Origin of the sequence: Vibrio agarivorans, from assembly GCF_030409635.1 — a bacterium.
GTDB lineage: Bacteria > Pseudomonadota > Gammaproteobacteria > Enterobacterales > Vibrionaceae > Vibrio > Vibrio agarivorans.
On the sequence record NZ_JAUFQF010000004.1, the window covers coordinates 1,081,702 to 1,099,977 of the forward strand.

Annotated in this window: 18 protein-coding genes; 13 read left to right on the forward strand and 5 right to left on the reverse strand. The window is 48.1% G+C overall.

Annotated features, from left to right (window positions below):
- Positions 1–34 precede the first annotated feature (34 nt).
- From gspD to QWZ05_RS13585, 11 genes are all read left to right on the forward strand, one after another.
- Entirely contained in the window at positions 35–2,059 is a 2,025-nt protein-coding gene (gene gspD / locus QWZ05_RS13535; RefSeq protein WP_290298843.1) for a type II secretion system secretin GspD, read from the forward strand.
- Complete coding sequence (gspE, locus tag QWZ05_RS13540) at positions 2,059–3,543, forward strand: type II secretion system ATPase GspE (RefSeq protein ID WP_290298844.1); 1,485 nt, start codon at positions 2,059–2,061, stop codon at positions 3,541–3,543. Before gspD ends, gspE begins: the two co-directional genes overlap by 1 nt.
- Positions 3,543–4,766 carry a type II secretion system inner membrane protein GspF gene (gene gspF, locus QWZ05_RS13545; protein WP_290298846.1) on the forward strand — a complete coding sequence of 408 codons (1,224 nt, stop codon included), beginning with the start codon at positions 3,543–3,545 and terminating at the stop codon, positions 4,764–4,766. Before gspE ends, gspF begins: the two co-directional genes overlap by 1 nt.
- 356 nt (positions 4,767–5,122) lie before the next feature.
- Positions 5,123–5,566, forward strand: coding sequence for a type II secretion system major pseudopilin GspG (gene gspG, locus QWZ05_RS13550; protein ID WP_164649403.1), 444 nt, complete (start codon positions 5,123–5,125; stop codon positions 5,564–5,566).
- Positions 5,567–5,617: 51 nt separating this feature from the next.
- The gene (gene gspH, locus QWZ05_RS13555) at positions 5,618–6,232 is read left to right on the forward strand and encodes a type II secretion system minor pseudopilin GspH (protein ID WP_290298848.1); all 615 of its coding nucleotides are present in this window, start codon (positions 5,618–5,620) and stop codon (positions 6,230–6,232) included.
- A 2-nt stretch (positions 6,233–6,234) separates the two neighbouring features.
- Positions 6,235–6,588: a type II secretion system minor pseudopilin GspI gene (gene gspI, locus QWZ05_RS13560; protein WP_289960272.1), complete on the forward strand. Its 354-nt coding sequence runs from the start codon at positions 6,235–6,237 to the stop codon at positions 6,586–6,588.
- Complete coding sequence (gene gspJ / locus QWZ05_RS13565) at positions 6,578–7,240, forward strand: type II secretion system minor pseudopilin GspJ (protein ID WP_289960273.1); 663 nt, start codon at positions 6,578–6,580, stop codon at positions 7,238–7,240. Before gspI ends, gspJ begins: the two co-directional genes overlap by 11 nt.
- Positions 7,233–8,267: a type II secretion system minor pseudopilin GspK gene (gene gspK, locus QWZ05_RS13570; RefSeq protein WP_290298850.1), complete on the forward strand. Its 1,035-nt coding sequence runs from the start codon at positions 7,233–7,235 to the stop codon at positions 8,265–8,267. Before gspJ ends, gspK begins: the two co-directional genes overlap by 8 nt.
- Positions 8,236–9,447 (forward strand): type II secretion system protein GspL, encoded by a 1,212-nt coding sequence (gspL, locus tag QWZ05_RS13575; RefSeq protein ID WP_290298852.1) that lies wholly within the window; start codon positions 8,236–8,238, stop codon positions 9,445–9,447. Before gspK ends, gspL begins: the two co-directional genes overlap by 32 nt.
- Before the next feature lie 6 nt (positions 9,448–9,453).
- Entirely contained in the window at positions 9,454–9,951 is a 498-nt protein-coding gene (locus QWZ05_RS13580; RefSeq protein ID WP_290298854.1) for a type II secretion system protein M, read from the forward strand.
- Entirely contained in the window at positions 9,951–10,706 is a 756-nt protein-coding gene (locus tag QWZ05_RS13585) for a type II secretion system protein N (RefSeq protein ID WP_290298855.1), read from the forward strand. Before QWZ05_RS13580 ends, QWZ05_RS13585 begins: the two co-directional genes overlap by 1 nt.
- 163 nt (positions 10,707–10,869) lie before the next feature.
- Here the strand turns inward: QWZ05_RS13585 and cysQ are convergent, their stop codons facing one another.
- The 4 genes from cysQ to QWZ05_RS13605 form a co-directional block, all read right to left on the reverse strand.
- Entirely contained in the window at positions 10,870–11,697 is an 828-nt protein-coding gene (gene cysQ, locus QWZ05_RS13590; protein WP_290298856.1) for a 3'(2'),5'-bisphosphate nucleotidase CysQ, read from the reverse strand.
- Positions 11,698–11,769: 72 nt separating this feature from the next.
- A complete protein-coding gene (nudE, locus tag QWZ05_RS13595) occupies positions 11,770–12,321 on the reverse strand; it encodes an ADP compounds hydrolase NudE (protein WP_290298857.1) in 552 nt (183 codons plus the stop codon).
- A 197-nt stretch (positions 12,322–12,518) separates the two neighbouring features.
- Positions 12,519–13,106, reverse strand: coding sequence for a Fe-S biogenesis protein NfuA (gene nfuA / locus QWZ05_RS13600; protein ID WP_290298858.1), 588 nt, complete (start codon positions 13,104–13,106; stop codon positions 12,519–12,521).
- An 89-nt stretch (positions 13,107–13,195) separates the two neighbouring features.
- On the reverse strand, positions 13,196–13,927 hold the full coding sequence (locus QWZ05_RS13605; protein ID WP_290298860.1) for a ComFC family protein: 732 nt from the start codon (positions 13,925–13,927) through the stop codon (positions 13,196–13,198).
- Positions 13,928–14,011: 84 nt separating this feature from the next.
- Between QWZ05_RS13605 and bioH the strand changes: the two genes are divergently transcribed.
- Both bioH and QWZ05_RS13615 read left to right on the forward strand, forming a co-directional pair.
- Positions 14,012–14,776 carry a pimeloyl-ACP methyl ester esterase BioH gene (bioH, locus tag QWZ05_RS13610; protein ID WP_290298862.1) on the forward strand — a complete coding sequence of 255 codons (765 nt, stop codon included), beginning with the start codon at positions 14,012–14,014 and terminating at the stop codon, positions 14,774–14,776.
- A gap of 132 nt (positions 14,777–14,908) precedes the next feature.
- Positions 14,909–15,370: an ATP-dependent Lon protease gene (locus QWZ05_RS13615; RefSeq protein WP_289960282.1), complete on the forward strand. Its 462-nt coding sequence runs from the start codon at positions 14,909–14,911 to the stop codon at positions 15,368–15,370.
- 416 nt (positions 15,371–15,786) lie between these two features.
- Here QWZ05_RS13615 and QWZ05_RS13620 read toward each other — a convergent pair whose 3' ends face one another.
- A complete protein-coding gene (locus QWZ05_RS13620; protein WP_290298865.1) occupies positions 15,787–18,117 on the reverse strand; it encodes a Tex family protein in 2,331 nt (776 codons plus the stop codon).
- Between the last annotated feature and the right edge of the window lie 159 nt (positions 18,118–18,276).

Consider the following 18,276-nt stretch of genomic DNA (forward strand, 5'->3'; position numbering starts at 1 on the left):
GAGTCAGAAAACCGCTCAGTTTTAGGAGTACACCGTGAAGCATTGGCTTAAGAAAAGTGCTTGGCTACTGGCAGGAAGCTTGTTAACAACAACGCCCGTTCTAGCTGAAGACTTTAGTGCAAGTTTTAAAGGCACTGATATACAAGAGTTCATCAACATTGTTGGCCGCAACCTCGAGAAAACCATTATTGTCGATCCTTCTGTTCGAGGTAAGGTGGATGTAAGAAGCTACGATATGCTGACAGAAGAGCAGTATTACAGCTTCTTCCTCAACGTATTGGAAGTGTATGGTTTCGCTGTAGTTGAGATGGACAACGGTATCCTCAAAGTCATCAAGGCGAAAGACGCAAAAACCTCTGCGATTCCAGTTGTCGGCGATGACAGCGCAGCAGGCGATAGTGTCGTGACACGCGTTGTCGCGGTGCGTAATGTATCAGTGCGTGAACTGTCTCCGCTTTTACGCCAGCTAAATGATAACGCAGGTGCCGGTAACGTGGTTCACTACGACCCTGCCAACATCATTTTGATCACGGGTCGCGCTGCAGTAGTTAATCGCCTAGCTGAAATCATCAAGCGTGTTGACCAAGCTGGTGATAAAGAGATTGAAATTGTTGACCTGAAAAATGCGTCAGCAGCCGAAATGGTGCGTATCGTTGAAGCCCTTAATAAGACAACCGATGCGAAGAACACGCCACCGAACATGCAGCCTAAATTAGTTGCCGATGACCGCACTAACTCAATTCTTATCTCAGGCGATCCAAAAGTTCGCGCGCAGCTAAAGCGTCTTATTAAGCAGCTTGATGTTGAAATGGCAAGCAAGGGTAATAACCGAGTGGTTTACCTAAAGTATGCGAAAGCGGAAGAGCTTGTAGATGTGCTGCGCGGTGTTTCTGAAAACCTGCAAGCTGAAAAATCAGCTGGGCAAGGCAGCAGCTCATCAAATGTACGTGGTGAGGTGACGATTGCGGCTCACCCACACACCAATGCGCTAGTAATGACAGCTCCGCCAGATATTATGAATGCCCTGCAAGAGATCGTCTCTCAACTTGATATTCGCCGTGCTCAGGTATTGATTGAAGCCCTTATCGTTGAGATGTCAGAGGGTGATGGTATCAACCTTGGTGTTCAATGGGGTAACCTAGAAACGGGTGCCATGATTCAGTACGGCAACACAGGCGCATCGATTGGTAGTGTGATGGTTGGTCTTGAGGAAGCTCAGGATACAACGACTACAACAGCAGTGTACGATACAGATGGTAACTTCCTGCGTAATGAAACTACGACTGAAGCTGGTGATTACTCAACACTAGCAGCGGCACTATCAGGCGTTAACGGTGCTGCAATGAGTGTAGTGATGGGAGACTGGACAGCTCTAATTAGTGCGGTATCAACAGATTCTCACTCTAACATCCTATCTTCTCCAAGCATCACGGTGATGGATAACGGTGAAGCTTCGTTTATCGTCGGTGAAGAAGTTCCGGTTGTAACTGGCTCTACTGCTGGTTCGAATAACGATAATCCATTCCAAACCGTTGATCGTAAAGAGGTCGGCATCAAGTTGAAAGTTGTCCCTCAAATCAACGAAGGCAACTCGGTTCAGCTTAATATTGAACAAGAAGTATCTAACGTGTTAGGTGCCAATGGGGCAGTGGATGTACGTTTTGCCAAGCGTCAAATTAATACCTCAGTCATGGTTGATGATGGCCAAATGATTGTATTAGGTGGCTTGATTGATGAGCGAGCACTAGAGAGTGAATCAAAAGTACCACTACTTGGTGATATTCCTTACCTTGGCCAGCTATTTAAATCGACCAGCACGCAGACTGAAAAGCGTAATCTGATGGTATTCATTAAGCCAACCATTATTCGTGATGGCATGTCAGCGGATGGTATTTCTCAGCGTAAGTACAACTACATACGTGCAGAGCAGCTATTGAAAGCAGAGCAAGGCTTGAGACTGATGGATGATGAACATATTCCAGTACTGCCTGAATTTGGTCAGTCGCGTGAATATGCTCCAGAGCTACAAGCATTGATTGATCAAATGGAAGCGAAGTAATGGAAGCAGAGGTTATTCATCACCGTCTGCCTTTTAGCTTTGCTAACCGTTTTCAAATGGTATTGGAGCATGGTGACGAGGGCAGTGTTCTCTATCATTTAGAGCCTATCTCTATGAAAGCGCTGCTGGAAGTGCAGCGCGTGTCACCGCGTGCATTCACTTTGCACTCTATGAGTAAAGAAGCGTTCGATACAAAACTCACTGAGGTGTATCAACGTGATTCGAGCGAAGCGCGTCAGTTGATGGAAGATATTGGCGCTGACAGTGATGACTTCTTCTCGTTAGCTGAAGAGTTGCCGCAAGATGAAGACTTGCTCGAATCAGAAGACGATGCCCCGATCATTAAACTGATCAACGCGATGCTCAGTGAAGCCATCAAAGAAGGCGCATCGGATATCCATATCGAGACCTTTGAAAAATCTCTGTCGATTCGTTTCCGTGTCGATGGTGTATTGCGTGATATTCTAGCGCCAAGCCGCAAGCTTGCCCCGCTGCTTGTTTCGCGTGTCAAGGTAATGGCAAAACTGGATATTGCCGAGAAACGCGTGCCGCAAGATGGCCGTATCTCGCTGCGTATCGGTGGCCGTGCGGTCGATGTACGTGTATCAACCATGCCGTCTTCACACGGTGAGCGTGTGGTAATGCGTCTTCTTGATAAAAACGCGACGCGTCTAGACCTGCATAGCTTAGGCATGACGCCTGCAACCCATGAAAACTTCCGCAATATCATCGCTCGTCCACATGGGATTATCTTAGTTACTGGCCCAACCGGTTCTGGTAAATCAACAACCTTGTACGCGGGCCTGCAAGAGCTCGACAGCAGCGAAAGCAATATCTTAACCGTTGAAGACCCGATTGAATTTGATATCGATGGTATCGGTCAAACGCAAGTGAACCCAAAGGTAGATATGACGTTTGCTCGTGGTTTGCGTGCAATTCTGCGTCAAGACCCAGATGTCGTCATGGTGGGTGAGATCCGTGACTTAGAAACAGCGCAAATTGGCGTACAAGCCTCTTTGACGGGTCACTTGGTGATGTCGACGCTGCACACCAATACCGCTGTTGGCGCGATCACACGTCTGCGTGATATGGGAATTGAACCGTTCCTTATCTCTTCATCTTTGCTTGGCGTACTTGCGCAGCGCCTAGTACGTACTCTGTGTAATGACTGTAAAACGCCTTATCAAGCAGATAACGAGCAGAAAAAGTGGTTTGGTGTGCCAGCAGAGCAAGAGTTAACGCTTTACCGTCCAAACGGCTGTGAACATTGTAATAACAAAGGTTATCGTGGCCGTACCGGTATTCATGAGCTGTTGCTGGTGGATGAGCAGGTTCAAGAGCTGATTCATAGTGAGGCCGGTGAGCAGGCGATTGAAAAGAGTGTACGTGAGCACACCCCAAGCATTCGTCAAGATGGCTTGAGTAAAGTTCTGCAAGGGAAGACCTCTCTTGAAGAGGTGTTACGAGTCACTAAGGAAGGCTAATGGCGGCGTTTGAATACAAGGCACTGGATGCAAAAGGCAAGCAAAAGAAAGGCGTTATCGAGGGTGATAACGCCAGACAAGTGCGTGCCCGTCTTAAAGAGCAGGGCTTAATTCCGGTTGAAGTGACGGAGACTCGCGCAAAATCGAGCAAGGCCTCTTCGGCTAAGAAAGTCGCTTTTCAACGTGGTATCAGTACTCCTGATCTGGCTCTGATCACTCGCCAGCTGTCGACACTAGTACAATCGGGTATGCCACTCGAAGAGTGTTTGAAAGCGGTGTCTGAGCAATCAGAAAAACCACGTATTCGAAACATGTTGGCTGCAGTGCGATCAAAAGTGACCGAAGGTTATACCTTGGCAGATAGTCTGGCTGATTACCCGCATATCTTTGATGAACTCTTTCGTTCAATGGTGGCGGCAGGGGAAAAGTCAGGGCACCTTGATGCGGTACTTGAGCGTCTCGCTGATTACGCAGAAAACCGTCAGAAGATGCGCTCTAAGCTGCAACAAGCTCTGATTTATCCAGTCGTACTTGTAGTATTCGCTGTTGGTATCGTCGCGTTTCTGCTTGCTGCAGTGGTACCAGAAATTGTCGGCCAGTTTATTCAGATGGGGCAAGACCTGCCAGCATCAACCGAGTTCTTGCTTTCCTCGAGTGACTTTGTCAAAGAGTGGGGCGTCGCGATTCTTATTTCCGTCATTGTCTTGGTCTATCTTGCTAAGTTTGCTTTGTCTAAACCCAATATCCGTCTGGCTTGGGACAAAAAAATCGTTGCTATGCCAATGATGGGACGCATCAGTAAAGGGCTGAATACGGCTCGCTTTGCGCGTACACTTTCGATTTGTACATCTAGTGCGATCCCGATTCTTGAAGGGATGAAAGTGGCGGTGGATGTTATGTCTAACCACTTTATCAAGCAGCAAGTGACCGTCGCTTCGGACAATGTCCGTGAAGGTGCGAGTTTGCGTAAAGCGCTCGATCAGACCAAATTGTTCCCGCCAATGATGCTGCATATGATTGCCAGTGGTGAGCAAAGTGGTCAATTGGAATCGATGCTTACTCGCGCGGCAGACACACAAGACGCTAACTTTGAATCCACGGTGAACATTGCTTTGGGTATTTTTACTCCGGTCTTGATTGCATTGATGGCTGGCTTGGTTTTGTTCATTGTCATGGCGACCATGATGCCGATCCTAGAAATGAATAACTTAATGAGCGGCTAGAACAGTTCCCTCCCCTTTTGAAGGGGAGGGTTAGGGTGGGGTTAATGCGGCCTTTCAACAAATGCAGAGTTTTGTGATTGAGTGAGTATGGGCTAACCCCCTCCCGGCCTCCCCCTTGATAAGGGGGAGGAGCAAAACAACTCCCTCCGTTTTTTAAGAGGAGGGGAAGAACAGTTCCCTCCCCTTTTGAAGGGGAGGGTTAGGGTGGGGTTAATGCGGCCTGTCAACAAATGCAGAATTTTGCGATTGAGTTGAGGATGGTTAACCCCCTCCCGGCCTCCCCCTTGATAAGGGGGAGGAGAATTAGATTCCATGGCCTATCTCAGGCCTTGATAGTGTTGTTTTTGGAGAAGAAAATGAGAAACAAACTAAAGAAACAATCAGGTTTTACCCTGCTAGAGGTAATGGTGGTTGTGGTTATTTTGGGTATTTTGGCGAGCTTTGTTGTGCCAAACCTATTGGGTAACAAAGAGAAAGCGGACCAACAGAAAGCGATCACCGATATTGTTGCTTTAGAAAATGCCTTAGATATGTACAAGTTAGATAACAGCGTGTACCCAACAACAGACCAAGGCCTTGAAGCGCTTGTGACTAAGCCAAGCAATCCAGAGCCACGTAATTACCGTGACAATGGTTATATCCGTCGCCTACCAAAAGACCCTTGGGGTAACGATTACCAATACCTAAGCCCTGGTGATAACGGCACAATTGATATCTTCACCCTAGGTGCGGATGGTCAAGAAGGTGGCGAAGGCGCTGCTGCTGATATCGGTAACTGGAATCTGCAAGACTTCCAGTAATAGTATTGATTGGGGTAAGCCCTTGCTTACCCCATATCTTAGAGTGTGATTGTGTTTTTTGTCTCAAACCCGAGTAAGTTAAGTCGAAGCAATGGCTTTACGCTTTTAGAGCTGCTGTTGGTGTTAGTGCTGGTTTCGGTCAGTGCGGTTGCCGTGATTTCAACATTTGTGAACTCGACAGAAGATCAGGCGAAAGAAGAGAGCCAGCGACTGTTCTTACAGCTGCAGCTGCTTAATGATGAAGCCCTGTTGAGTGGACATAACTACGGCTTACGAATAGACGAAAAACAGAATCGTATTCATCTAATGTCCCTTGGTGATGAAGGTTGGCAAGCGATGGAGCTAGAAGGCATGGCCAATGAAATCGCACTGCCTGACAGCTTAATGATGAGCATGGCTTTGGGTGGCGACGTTTGGTCAAATAATGAAAGTCTGTTTAACCCAGGCTCTCTGTTTGATGAGGACATGTTTGCAGATGTTGAGAACGACAGTAAACCTCGACCACCACAGATTTTTATTCTCTCAAGTGGTGAGATCACGCCCTTTAGTTTGAATATTTTGGCCAATGATGAACAAGTGAATGACGATAACTGGCGTATTGTCGTCGCAGAAAATGGCGTGATTCATCGCCTTGCTCCGGGCGAACCGGCTCCGGGGGAAGAGTAGTGATGAGACGCAAAACATCGGGTATGACATTGCTTGAGGTATTAGTCGCTTTAGCGATTTTTGCCACGGCTGCTATAGCGGTGATCCGCTCGGTGAGCCAGCATATTAATACTCTAAGTTATCTTGAAGAGAAGACGTTCGCCGCCATGGTGGTGGATAACCAGATGGCAAAGGTGATGTTGGAGCCAAACAGACTGCGAGCACAGAAGGGCACTGAAGAGTTGGCGGGTCGAACTTGGTATTGGCAAGTCGCGCCAGTAAAAACCTCGGACAACTTGCTCAAAGCATTTGATGTGAGTGTCGCTACAACCAAAGAGGGTTCGCCTTCTGTTACGGTGAGAAGTTATGTCCCGTAGAGTTAGCTCATTGCCTGTAAATAAAACTCAACGCGGTTTCACTTTAATTGAAGTGCTGGTGGCTATCGCTATTTTTGCCAGTTTAAGTGTTGGCGCATACCAAGTGCTTAATCAGGTGCAACAGAGTAATGAGCTGTCGATGCAGCGTAGTGAGCGACTGAAAGAAATTCAGCGTGCGCTGGTTATGATGGACAATGATTTTCGTCAGATGGCAACGCGTACGATGCGCACCAATGGTGAAGAGCCAAGTTCTGCTCTGCTTTTTTGGCAAGACTACCTACTTGATTCTGATACCAAAGGTCTCGTATTTACGCGTTTGGGTTGGCATAACCCAGAGCAGCAGTTCCCTCGCGGAGAGGTGACAAAGGTCGGATATCGCACACAAGAGCAAGTGCTTGAGCGTGCTTGGTGGCGCTACCCTGATACGCCGGTAGGGCAAGAGCCCATCGTTGCCCCACTGCTTAGTGGTGTTGAGAGTTTTGAAGTGACCTTTTACAACGGCTCTGAATGGCTTAAAGAGTGGACGGTCTCCAACCGACTGCCTCGCGCAGTGTCGGTCACTTTGGAGTTAGAAGATTATGGTGAAATAGAGCGAATCTACCTCACCTCTGGTGGCCAATTGACAAATTCGGGCGGTGAGACGGATGGTTAAATCTCGTAAAGCCTCTTTTGCTCGTAAACAACGAGGCGTAGCCATCATCGTCGTGTTAATGATACTGGCAGTGATGGCGTCGATAGCGGCGAGCATGTCTGGGCGCTTGTTTACCCAGTTTAAACGCGCGACCAATCAGATTAATTACCAGCAAGCGTATTGGTATAGCTTGGGGGTTGAAGCTCTTGCTGTTGTTGGTATCGAGCAGAGCTACAAAGACAGTGACACGATTAATACCTCTCAGGCTTGGGCCCTAGAGGAGCAGACTTATCCTCTGGATTATGGCGTGGCGCGCGGGCGAATTTGGGATCGCCAAGCCTGTTTGAATTTGAATGCGATTGGCTCTGCAACGATTCCAACTAACTCAAACCAACGTCCCTATATTATGCGTGTATGGCAGTATCTTCTAGAGGCGATGGATGTCGATAACTACCTTGCGGAAACCATTACCGACTCGACCTATGAGTTTATCGACCCTGATAACAGTACACAGACCATTAGTGGTGTTGAAGATAGCTACTACGAGAGTGTGCAGCCGGCATATTTAACCGCAAACAGCTGGATTGCCGACAGCAGCGAGCTGCGAGCGATTAATGGTGTGACCGGTGAGATAATGCAGAAAGTGGCGCCGATGGTGTGTGCATTGCCAACAGACCAGTGGGTGTTAAATGTCAATACTATCGAGCCGCATCAAGCGCCATTGTTAGAGGCTATGTTTCATCCACACCTCTCTGACAGTGATGCGAAAAACCTGATTGAGGGACGCCCTTATGATGGATGGGATTCAGTTGATGATTTCCTTGCCGAGTCTGAAATGTCCAGTGTTGAGGCTGGTGTTCGTGACGAAGCTAAAGCCTTTTTAGGTGTGGATAGCCAGTATTTTGAGTTAGACGCTCAGGTTTGGGTTGAGCAGTCTAGAGTAAGAATTAGAAGCCTATTGTATAGTGACAATAGGGAAACAGCGTCGGTAGTACGCCGTCGTTTTGGAGGGATCAGTGAGCGAGTTTCTGACCGTTCGACTAACTAGCCAACCGAACTCTCCCGTTCCATGGTTGGTGTGGTCTACACAGAATAATGAAGTAATTGCTAGTGGTGAGCTAGCGAATGCATCAGAACTAGAGACGCTACAGGGTTATGCTCAGCAGCGTAGCGTTATTTTATTGCTATCAGCCACCGATGTGGCATTGAATCGCGTAGAGATACCAAAGGGCGCCAGTCGCCAATTTGAGTCAATGCTGCCATTTCTACTTGAAGATGAATTGGCGCAAGATGTCGATGACTTGCACTGTACCATTCTGAATAAGAAAGGGGATGAAGCGTGGGTGTCAGCTGTAGATTTATCTTGGTTTGAAAGCACCTTAAACCACTGCCGAGAGCTTGGTTTCGACGTTAAGAAAGTAATGCCAGATGTACTTGCGCTGCCAACTAACGATGAAGGTTTAAGTGCTGTTCAATTGGGTGATGAGTGGTTGATTAAAAAAGGCGCTGAGCTTGGCGCTGTTGTTCCAGCACAGTGGCTATCGCTGACTGCTCAATCAAGTTGGGTCAAAGCCGATGATGAGTTTTTGCCATTACAAGCTTATACCCCACTTCCTGAGCTGACTCTTACAGATGGGCAAGAGTGGCACAATGCACCCGCAGAATTACCAATGCAGCTTTTGGCAACAGAAGCGATAGCGAGTAAGACTAACCTGTTAACGGGCGTATTTAAGCAAAGCTCCTCAATCATGAAGCACTGGAAAGTGTGGCGTAAAGCCGCGATTGCAGCAGGTGTTCTTTTGGTCGTGTTGATGGGGCAATACCTGCTAGAGATCCAGCGCTATGAATCACAAGCAAGTGCTTATCGCGCCGAAAGTGAGCGTATCTTCCGTGATCTAACAGGGAAAAGCCGCATTCCAACGACCAGTTACTTGAGGCGTGAAATGGAGTCTGAAATTGCTCGCCTATCAGGTGGTGCCGGTGAAGATTCGCTACTGAACTGGTTTGCCAACCTGTCAAGCTCGCTTGGTGCGAGACCGGCGATTGAGCTTCAGAGCATTCGTTTTGACTCTAGCCGTGGAGAGGTACGCTTGGTCGCGCAAGGTGCTGACTTCGAGAGCTTTGAAAAGGCACGTACTGCGTTAGCGGAGCGCTTTGACGTTGAGCAGGGCCCTCTGAATAGAAATCAAGAAGTGGTAACCGGCACGTTTACCATTAAGGCGCAGTAGAGGGTGATGATGGAACAGTTAGCAACCGTGAAAAATTGGTGGCAAGGTCTTTCTCAGCGCGAACAGCGCCTAGTTGGAATTTGTGTCGGGTTTACCTTGCTAGGTATTTTGTATTGGGGCCTGGTTCAGCCTTTGCAAGCGAGAGCTGAAAATGCCCGTATGCGCATCGACAGTGAGAGACAGCTATTAAGCTGGGTTTCAAGCAAAGCTGATGAAGTGACAGAGCTGCGTGCTCAAGGTGGTATTGTCACGAGTAATCAGCCGCTCAACCAACTGATTTACTCCTCTGCAAGTCGTTATCAAGTCGAGATCATCCGTATGACGCCGCGTGACGACATGATGCAGGTTTGGGTACAGCCGATCCCTTTTGAGCAGCTACTCAATTGGGTCATTTACCTTAAAGAGCAGCAAGGTGTTGAGGTCGCTTTTCTTGATGTTGACCGCACTGAGCGCACTGGCGTTGTTGATGTGAAGCGACTGCAGTTCCAAAAAGGGGGTAACTAATGCGCCGTATTATTCTCATCTCACTCTTGTGTCTCGTTGTTTTCTTGGTGAGTGTGATTGCGCATGTTCCTGCCAGCTTTGCTTTAAGTTATCTGCCTAAGCAAGTCGCTCAAATTGAGGGCGTCTCGGGAACGATTTGGAATGGTCAGGCTCAGCGCGTTTCCGCGCAGGGTCAGCAGATAGGTTCACTGCAGTGGCAGGTGAAGCCTTCTTCTCTATTGACGGGCCGTCTTGAAGCCGATATCCGCTTTGGTCGTGGTAGTGCGATAGATTTACGTGGTCGAGGCTCGGTAGGCGTGGGGCTATCTGGCCCTTATGCAAAACAGTTTGTTGCATCAGTACCTGCTTCTTATGTGATGTCACAACTGCCGATGCCGGTGCCAATCGATGCGATTGGTCAAGTTGAGCTAACGATGCGTGATTATCAGTTTGATCAACCCTACTGTGCGTCAGCAGAGGGCACTATAGCATGGGCAGCAGGCGAGTTAAGCACGCCAGTGGGTCCTATTTTGTTAGGCCCAGTGATCGCCGATATCACGTGCCAAGACAGTCAATGGCAAGTTAATGGCGCTTTAGCCAGCAGCCAAGTCAGTGGTGAGTTCAGCGCAACGCTAGAGTCGAACAACCGCTATGACTCACAAGGCTGGTTTAAGCCAGAGGCAGAATTTCCAGCTATCCTATCAAGCCAGCTAAGTTTGGTAGGCCAACCTGATAACCAAGGTCGTTATCAGTTGAGCCAGAAGGGTAGGTTTTAGCGTCAATTTTAAAGGGCTGGAGTAATCCAGCCCTTTTGTTTATTTCTTGCGTCATCGCAATAGAAGTCGTCACCCTGAATTCATTTCAGGGTCTACTCATCACGCGCGCCGCAGTTAGGTTCTGAAACAAATTCAGAATGACACAGCTATGAGTCAATGAGCGCTAGTCTTTGTTCTCCAAAATCTCGCCCCAATCTAATGACTCATCACCGAGCACAATAAAATTCGGGTTCTCCAACGTATCACGTTCATTGTAAGAGAGTGGTTCAAGCTGGGTATCTAAAATACGCCCACCGGCTTCCTCAACAATACACTGCGTCGCTGCCGTATCCCATTCACCCGTAGGCCCTAGCCTTAGATAACAATCCACAGCACCTTCAGCCACTAGGCAAGCTTTGAGCGCCGCAGAGCCAAGAGGCACCAACTCATAATTCCATGCTGGGCTCATACGATTGGTAATACGGTTAATGTCTTGTCGTCGACTGATTGCAATTGCAATTGGCTGGGTTTTACCCGGGTGTTGGTGTGACTTTATGCGCACGCTTTCAGCCATTTCAGGAATTTTCCATGCCCCTTTATCTTTATAGGCATAATAGGTGACACCGGATACGGGCGCGTAGACCACCCCCATAATAGGCTGATTGTTATCGATTAGAGCAATAATCGTCGCAAAGTCGCCGCTGCGAGCAATGAACTCTTGTGTGCCATCTAGTGGGTCAACCAGCCAGTAGCGGCTCCATTGAGAGCGTTTTTCTAGGCTGATATCAGCAGCTTCCTCGGATAAAACCGGAATATCAGGCGTCAGTTCAGACAGCTTCTTAGTAATGAGCTTGTGCGCGGCAATATCGGCACTGGTGACAGGGGTTTCATCTGACTTAGTGAACTCTTCATACTGCCTTTTCTGATAAATGTCGAGAATGAGTTGTCCTGCTGAGCGGGCAATCTCAATCACATTGGGCAGCAGCGGGGAGAGGTCGTTTGAGGTGGTCATGCATAGTCCTTTAAACAATTATCCAGTAGTCATTGAAGCTTCAAACAGTGGTAATCAGCACTACTTAAGTCATTACTGGCTATCTAAAAAGCGTAGTGCAAGCAGCAGAGCCGTGATACTGCGGGCTTCACAGAAATCTAAGTGGGTCAGTAACTCTTCTGCCTGTGCCAATGGCCAGCGAACCACTTCAAGGGGCTCTGGCTCATCACCTTCGAGTTTTTCTACATACAAGTCTTTAACGACAAATAAGGTCATCTTACTTGAGAAATAAGAGGGGGCGAGCACCACTTCTTTAAGCGGGATAAGGTTTTTAGCACCAAAGCCAATCTCTTCCTTTAGCTCTCGGTTAGCGGCCTGCTCGGCGGTTTCACCTAAATCGATAAGCCCTTTTGGAAAACCAAGCTCGTAGCGCTCAGTGCCAGCAGCATATTCTCTAACAAGTAAAATATCGCCAGCGTCAGTAATCGGCACCATCATAACCGCATGGCGGCCACTCGGCTTCATGCGCTCATAGGTACGCTTTTCACCATTACTGAACTCAAGATCTTGAGCTTCAATAGTAAACAAGCGAGATTTCGCGGCCACGCGAGTTTCAAGGATGTTAGGTAAGGTCCGTTTTTTCAAGGGAAGCTCCCTGCGGGCATGACGCCATCGAGATATAGATAGCCTTACTATAGGTGAAAAGGGATAGGTAAGAAAAGAGTCGGGCAGGGGAAAATTGGCTTAAGTATGAGTGCAATCGATAACTTAAGTGAGTCGAAACTAAAAGAGCTACCAGAAGGCAGCTCTTTAAGCGAATGTTCGAAACCTAAATGCTGAACTTAGTAATACGAGTGCTCACCTGCTTGGTGCTCAGTCGCATCTTTAACACCTGTTAGTTCACCAGCAAACTCTTGGATAAGCTGCTTTTCGATACCTTCTTTTAGCGTCACATCAACCATAGAACAGCCGTTACAACCGCCGCCAAAGGCAACGATAGCAACACCCTCTTCGGTGATTTCTACAAGGTTCACGTGACCACCGTGGCCAGCAAGCTGTGGGTTCACTTGAGTTTGAATCACGTACTCTACGCGCTCAATCAGTGGTGCATCGTCAGACACTTTACGCATTTTTGCGTTTGGTGCCTTCAGCGTAAGCTGTGCACCCATCTTATCTGTCACGTAATCAATCTCAGCTTCATCCAAGAAAGGAAGGCTAAGTTCATCTACGTATGCAGAGAAGGGTTCGTAAGAAAATTCCGTGTCGGTAGCTTCAACTGCTTCCGGTGGACAGTAAGACACGCCACACTCAGCGTTTTGTGTTCCTGGGTTTACCACGAAAACACGGATATTGGTGCCTTCTGGTTGTTGAGCCAATAGCTTGGCAAAGTGAGCTTGAGCTGATTCAGTAATCGTAATCGGATTTGACACGGCTAATACCTGACTATTTTTGTAAACTATTTATATTCTACTCCTGATAACGATGAGGTCTAGTGTTTTATTTAACCAGTGGAAGGTGGCTAGAGACTCGTGTTGTTATTGCTCAGGGTAGTACGACAGACGCAATAAATATCAATGGTTTCCACGCCAACATCAAGCAATAATTTGCATAATTGTTCGATGGTGGCTCCGGTTGTGACGACGTCATCCACAATCGCTACGTGCTTGCCAAGTGGTCTATCAGCCACTTCAAATGCGTGATAGAGATTGGTTTTTCGTTGTTTTGAGCTGAGTCCTCGCTGTGGACGAGTCATTTTAGAGCGGCGTAGTAGTTTGGGTTCAAAGTGGCTACCTACCTTGTGACTAATAAAGTAAGCAAGGTGCTCACTGTGGTTAAAACCACGCCAGATTCGTCTTGTCCAGTGCATCGGGACACAAGTGATGATAGGGGCTGGGTCATCGATAATTTCGGCCAGCTCAATAGCGAGTGGTCTGGCATGCCAGAACTGACGTTGATATTTGAGTTGGCTGACTAAATGGCTCAGCGGCGGCTGATAATCACTAAGGCAATACAGCCTATTCCACAAGGGCGGTGACTTTAGACATGCACCACAGTGTGCGTGGTGTGGGCTTTCAGTCGGTAACCCGCAGCACTGACAACGATTGTGTTCAATGATAGTGCTACGGCAATACGTACACCAAAAGGCATGATGAGAAGACAAAAGCTGCTCGGGCTGTATATGCATGCCACATAGAGAACAGCTCGGGTCAGTGAGCCTTGCGATGTTTTTTTGCCACCAATCCGATAACATACAGAGACCAAGAGTGATTAAGTGATGGACTGATTTTGTCTCAAGGGAGGCAAAATAGGGCGGTAAATAGGAGACTTTGCGAGCATGAACACAAGATTACACTGGCAGACACAAGGCCAGGGGCCAGATGTGATTTTATTGCATGGCTGGGGGATGAATGGCGCGGTATGGGAATCAATGGCCAGTCAACTCGCTCAGCACTATACCGTGCATGTTGTTGATCTTCCGGGTTATGGTCATTCATCTGATGTACAGGCGCAAGACATGGACGAGATCGTCAATTTACTTGTCGAGCAAGCACCGCAACAAGCGACGTGGATTGGTTGGTCGTTAGGCGGGTTATTGGCAAGCCAAGTGGCAATATCACACCCATCACGCGTGGCCAAGCTGGTGACAGTTGCCAGCTCTCCAAAATTTGCTGCTGAACTTCCTTGGCGCGGAATTAAGCCACAAGTGCTTTCTGCCTTTACTGAGCAGTTGACTCTTGAGTTTGATAGCACTATCGAACGGTTTATGGCGCTGCAAGCGATGGGAAGTCCGTCTGCTCGCCAAGATGTGAAAACCATCAAGCAGGCTGTGTTGTCTCGACCAAAGCCGAATGCCGAAGCGTTGAAGCTAGGTCTGGGCTTTTTGGCCAATGTTGACCTAAGGCAGGCGCTCCCTAAGGTGACACAACCCATCTTACGTTTATATGGTCGTCTTGATGGCTTAGTGCCAGTGAAAGTTGCCTCTGATGTACAAACGTTAGTACCAGAAAGTCCCCACTTCGTATTTGCCCAATCCTCACACGCGCCTTTCATCACCGAGGCTGAAGAATTCAATAAGCAACTTGTTACATTTATTGGCTGATTTTGTTTAAGTATTTGCCACTTCTGGTCGATAACGGATCACTAACCTAGCGTTAGTCATTCATAACGGCTTGTGTTTTTTCTCTGAGGCAGCACAAGGTTTATGGGTGTAATGGCGGTTGAGGAGGACTCGATGATTGTTTCACCAAGCAATGTCAGCATGCCTTTAATAGCCCCGTCAGTGAACGTGCAAACGGAGCAGGTTGCAAGAGAAAATCGAACAACAGAGCCTGTGAAGCCTGCGGTAGAGTTGGCTAAATCCAATGCCGAGAGAAAAATCAAAGAAGATGAGAAGCGACAGCGTCAATCGTCATGGGACCCAGCGGAGCACCCAGATTACGATCTCGAACCGGAGGAGGAACATGAAGATGACTCTCCTCAGAGCGAGCTCGAGCGATTATTCAGCTTATTAGCGCTTAACAGCTACAGCGAGGATCAAGGTAAGGGATATACCATACGTTTTAGGTTGCCTAAGCACATCATTGAAGCTGCAATCCAAGAAGGTCAGATGGCAAGACGCCGCACTGTGATTCAGTATCACTACGGCCACTCCGTCGCTCCGCATCCACCTTCTGATGTGATAGCGGTTTTGTAAGGCTAAGTATGAAAAAGGGTCAGAGATAACCGTATCTCTGACCCTTTTATTTTTGGCTTTTGTTCCTTCCCCTTGAAAAGTGGGAGGAGCAAGAGCAAAGTCGATTAGCTAGCGCTTTTAGTTCCCTCCCCTTATCAAGGGGAGGGCTAGGGTGGGGTTAAAATGGTTTATCACCAATCGCAGGTGTCACGCTGATTGCAGTGCTATTAACCCCCTCTCAGCCTCCCCCTTGAAAGTGGGAGGAGCAAGAGCAAAGTCGATTAGCTAGCGCTTTTAGTTCCCTCCCCTTATCAAGGGGAGGGCTAGGGTGGGGTTAAAATGGTTTATCACCAATCGCAGGTGTCACGTTGATTGCAGTGCTATTAACCCCCTCCCAGCCTCCCCCTTGAAAAGTGGGAGGAGCAAGAGCATAGAATCTACTTCTTCGCTTTAGCAAACGCTGCAGCAAATGCACCACCCATCGCACCATTGCCTGAATCTTCACGGCTGCGTTGACCACCACGCGGATTATCACGACCTTTAGCTGCATTTCCGCGAGGAGCTGAACTGCGCCCCGTGCGATTATCCTGACCAGGTTCATCTTTAAGGCGCATAGAAAGACCAATACGCTTGCGCTGAATATCTACTTCCATCACCTTCACCTTCACGATGTCACCTGCTTTTACTACTTCACGCGGGTCAGATACATAGCGGTCAGTCAGCGCAGAGATATGCACTAAACCATCTTGGTGGACACCTATATCCACAAACGCACCGAAGTTAGCCACATTCGAAACAACGCCTTCTAGAATCATACCCGGTTCAAGATCTTTCACTTCATTGATACCTTCAGCAAAGGTGGCAGTCTTGAACTCAGGTCGAGGGTCACGTCCCGGTTTATCGAGCTCTTTGATAATGTCGGTAACGGTTGGTACACCAAAGTTGTCATTGGTGTAATCCACTGCGTGCAGTGACTTCAAGAAAGAAGAGTCACCAATCAGTGCTTTGATGTCTTTGCTATTTTTCTCTGCAATCGCTTTAACCACCGGATAGGCTTCTGGGTGAACCGAAGAGCCATCAAGCGGGTTTTTACCGTTCATGATGCGCAAGAAGCCTGCACACTGCTCAAAGGCTTTAGGCCCAAGGCGTGGCACTTTTTTCAATGCTGTACGAGCATCAAAGCGGCCGTTTTCATCACGAAAATCAACAATGTTCTGCGCAATGGTGGTGGTTAACCCTGCCACGCGAGTCAGTAGCGCAGCGGAAGCGGTATTCACATCCACACCCACTGCGTTTACACAGTCTTCAACAACCGCATCAAGGCGTTTAGCCAGCATTGACTGACTTACATCGTGCTGATATTGACCAACACCGATAGATTTCGGATCAATCTTCACCAGCTCTGCCAGTGGGTCTTGCAAGCGACGAGCGATGGAAACTGCGCCACGCAGTGACACATCCATATTCGGGAACTCTTTAGCCGCAAGCTCAGAAGCCGAATACACGGAAGCACCTGCTTCGCTGACCATGATTTTTTGCACCTTGAGATTGCCACGCTGGATTAAATCCGCGACAAAACTATCCGTTTCACGTGAAGCGGTGCCGTTACCAATTGCAATCAAATCGACATTAAACTTGCGCACCAACTGATCCACGATCTGCGCTGACTTGTCGTATTGTTTCTGAGGTGGGTGAGGGTAGATAGTCTCAGTGGCGAGTACTTTACCCGTCGAATCAACGATGGCAATTTTAGAGCCTGTACGTAGGCCTGGGTCAAGACCCAGAGTAGCACGTGGGCCGGCAGGTGCCGCCATTAATAGGTCTTTTAAGTTAGTGGCAAAAACCTCAATCGCTTCAATTTCGGCACGCTCTTTCATTGCGCCCATAAGCTCGGTTTCCATGTGCATCGATACCTTGATGCGCCATGCCCAGCTAATCACCTGCTTTCGCCAACCATCAGCAGGTGCGCTGCTCAGGGTGATACCATAGTGATCGGCTATAATGGTTTCACAGTAAGACTGACGAATTCCTTCTTCCTGCTCAGGGTCGGCGTTCATGCTAATGGTGAGCATGCCCTCATTGCGACCACGCAGCATTGCCAGCGCGCGGTGCGAAGGCACTTTGCTGATCGCTTCTGAGTGCTCAAAATAGTCTTTGAACTTCTCACCCGCTTGTTCCTGTCCCGCGACAACACGTGCTTCTAAATGTGCGTTGCGATTAAGGTGAGAGCGAACCTTCTCTAATAGGTCGGCATCTTCAGCGATGCGTTCCATAATAATCGCGCGTGCGCCATCCAGTGCCGCTTTGCTGTCAGCAATACCTTTATCGGTATCAATGAATTGATTCGCTTCGCTTTCAGGGTCGGTTTCAGGGTGATGCCAAAGCTTATCAGCGAGAGGCTCGAGACCTGCCTCAATCGCAATTTGTCCTTTGGTGCGACGTTTTGGTTTGTAGGGTAGGTAGAGATCTTCTAGTCGTGTCTTGCTATCAGCTTGATGGATAGACTTTTCTAGGTCGGGTGTGAGCTTACCTTGCTCCTGAATCGATTTCAGAATCGTACTACGACGGTCTTCCAGTTCACGCAGGTAGCTTAGGCGACTATCAAGGTTACGTAATTGGGTATCATCTAGGCCACCCGTGACCTCTTTACGGTAGCGGGCGATAAATGGGACGGTGTTGCCATCATCAATCAAAGTGACAGCGGCCGTGACTTGATCAACGCGCACATTCAACTCTTGCGCGATCAGTTGGCTTATAGTTTGGCTCATTCCGGTGGCCTCATTGTTTGTTCTAACTTCAGGATATAGGGGTGAGAGGGAGCTTTTGCAATAGTGACATGTTCTTAGATTCTAAGAATTATTTCGCAAGTGGCATTTACTTTGGTAAGAAATGTGTCAAAACTTTATGAATCAACATGATGTGTCGCC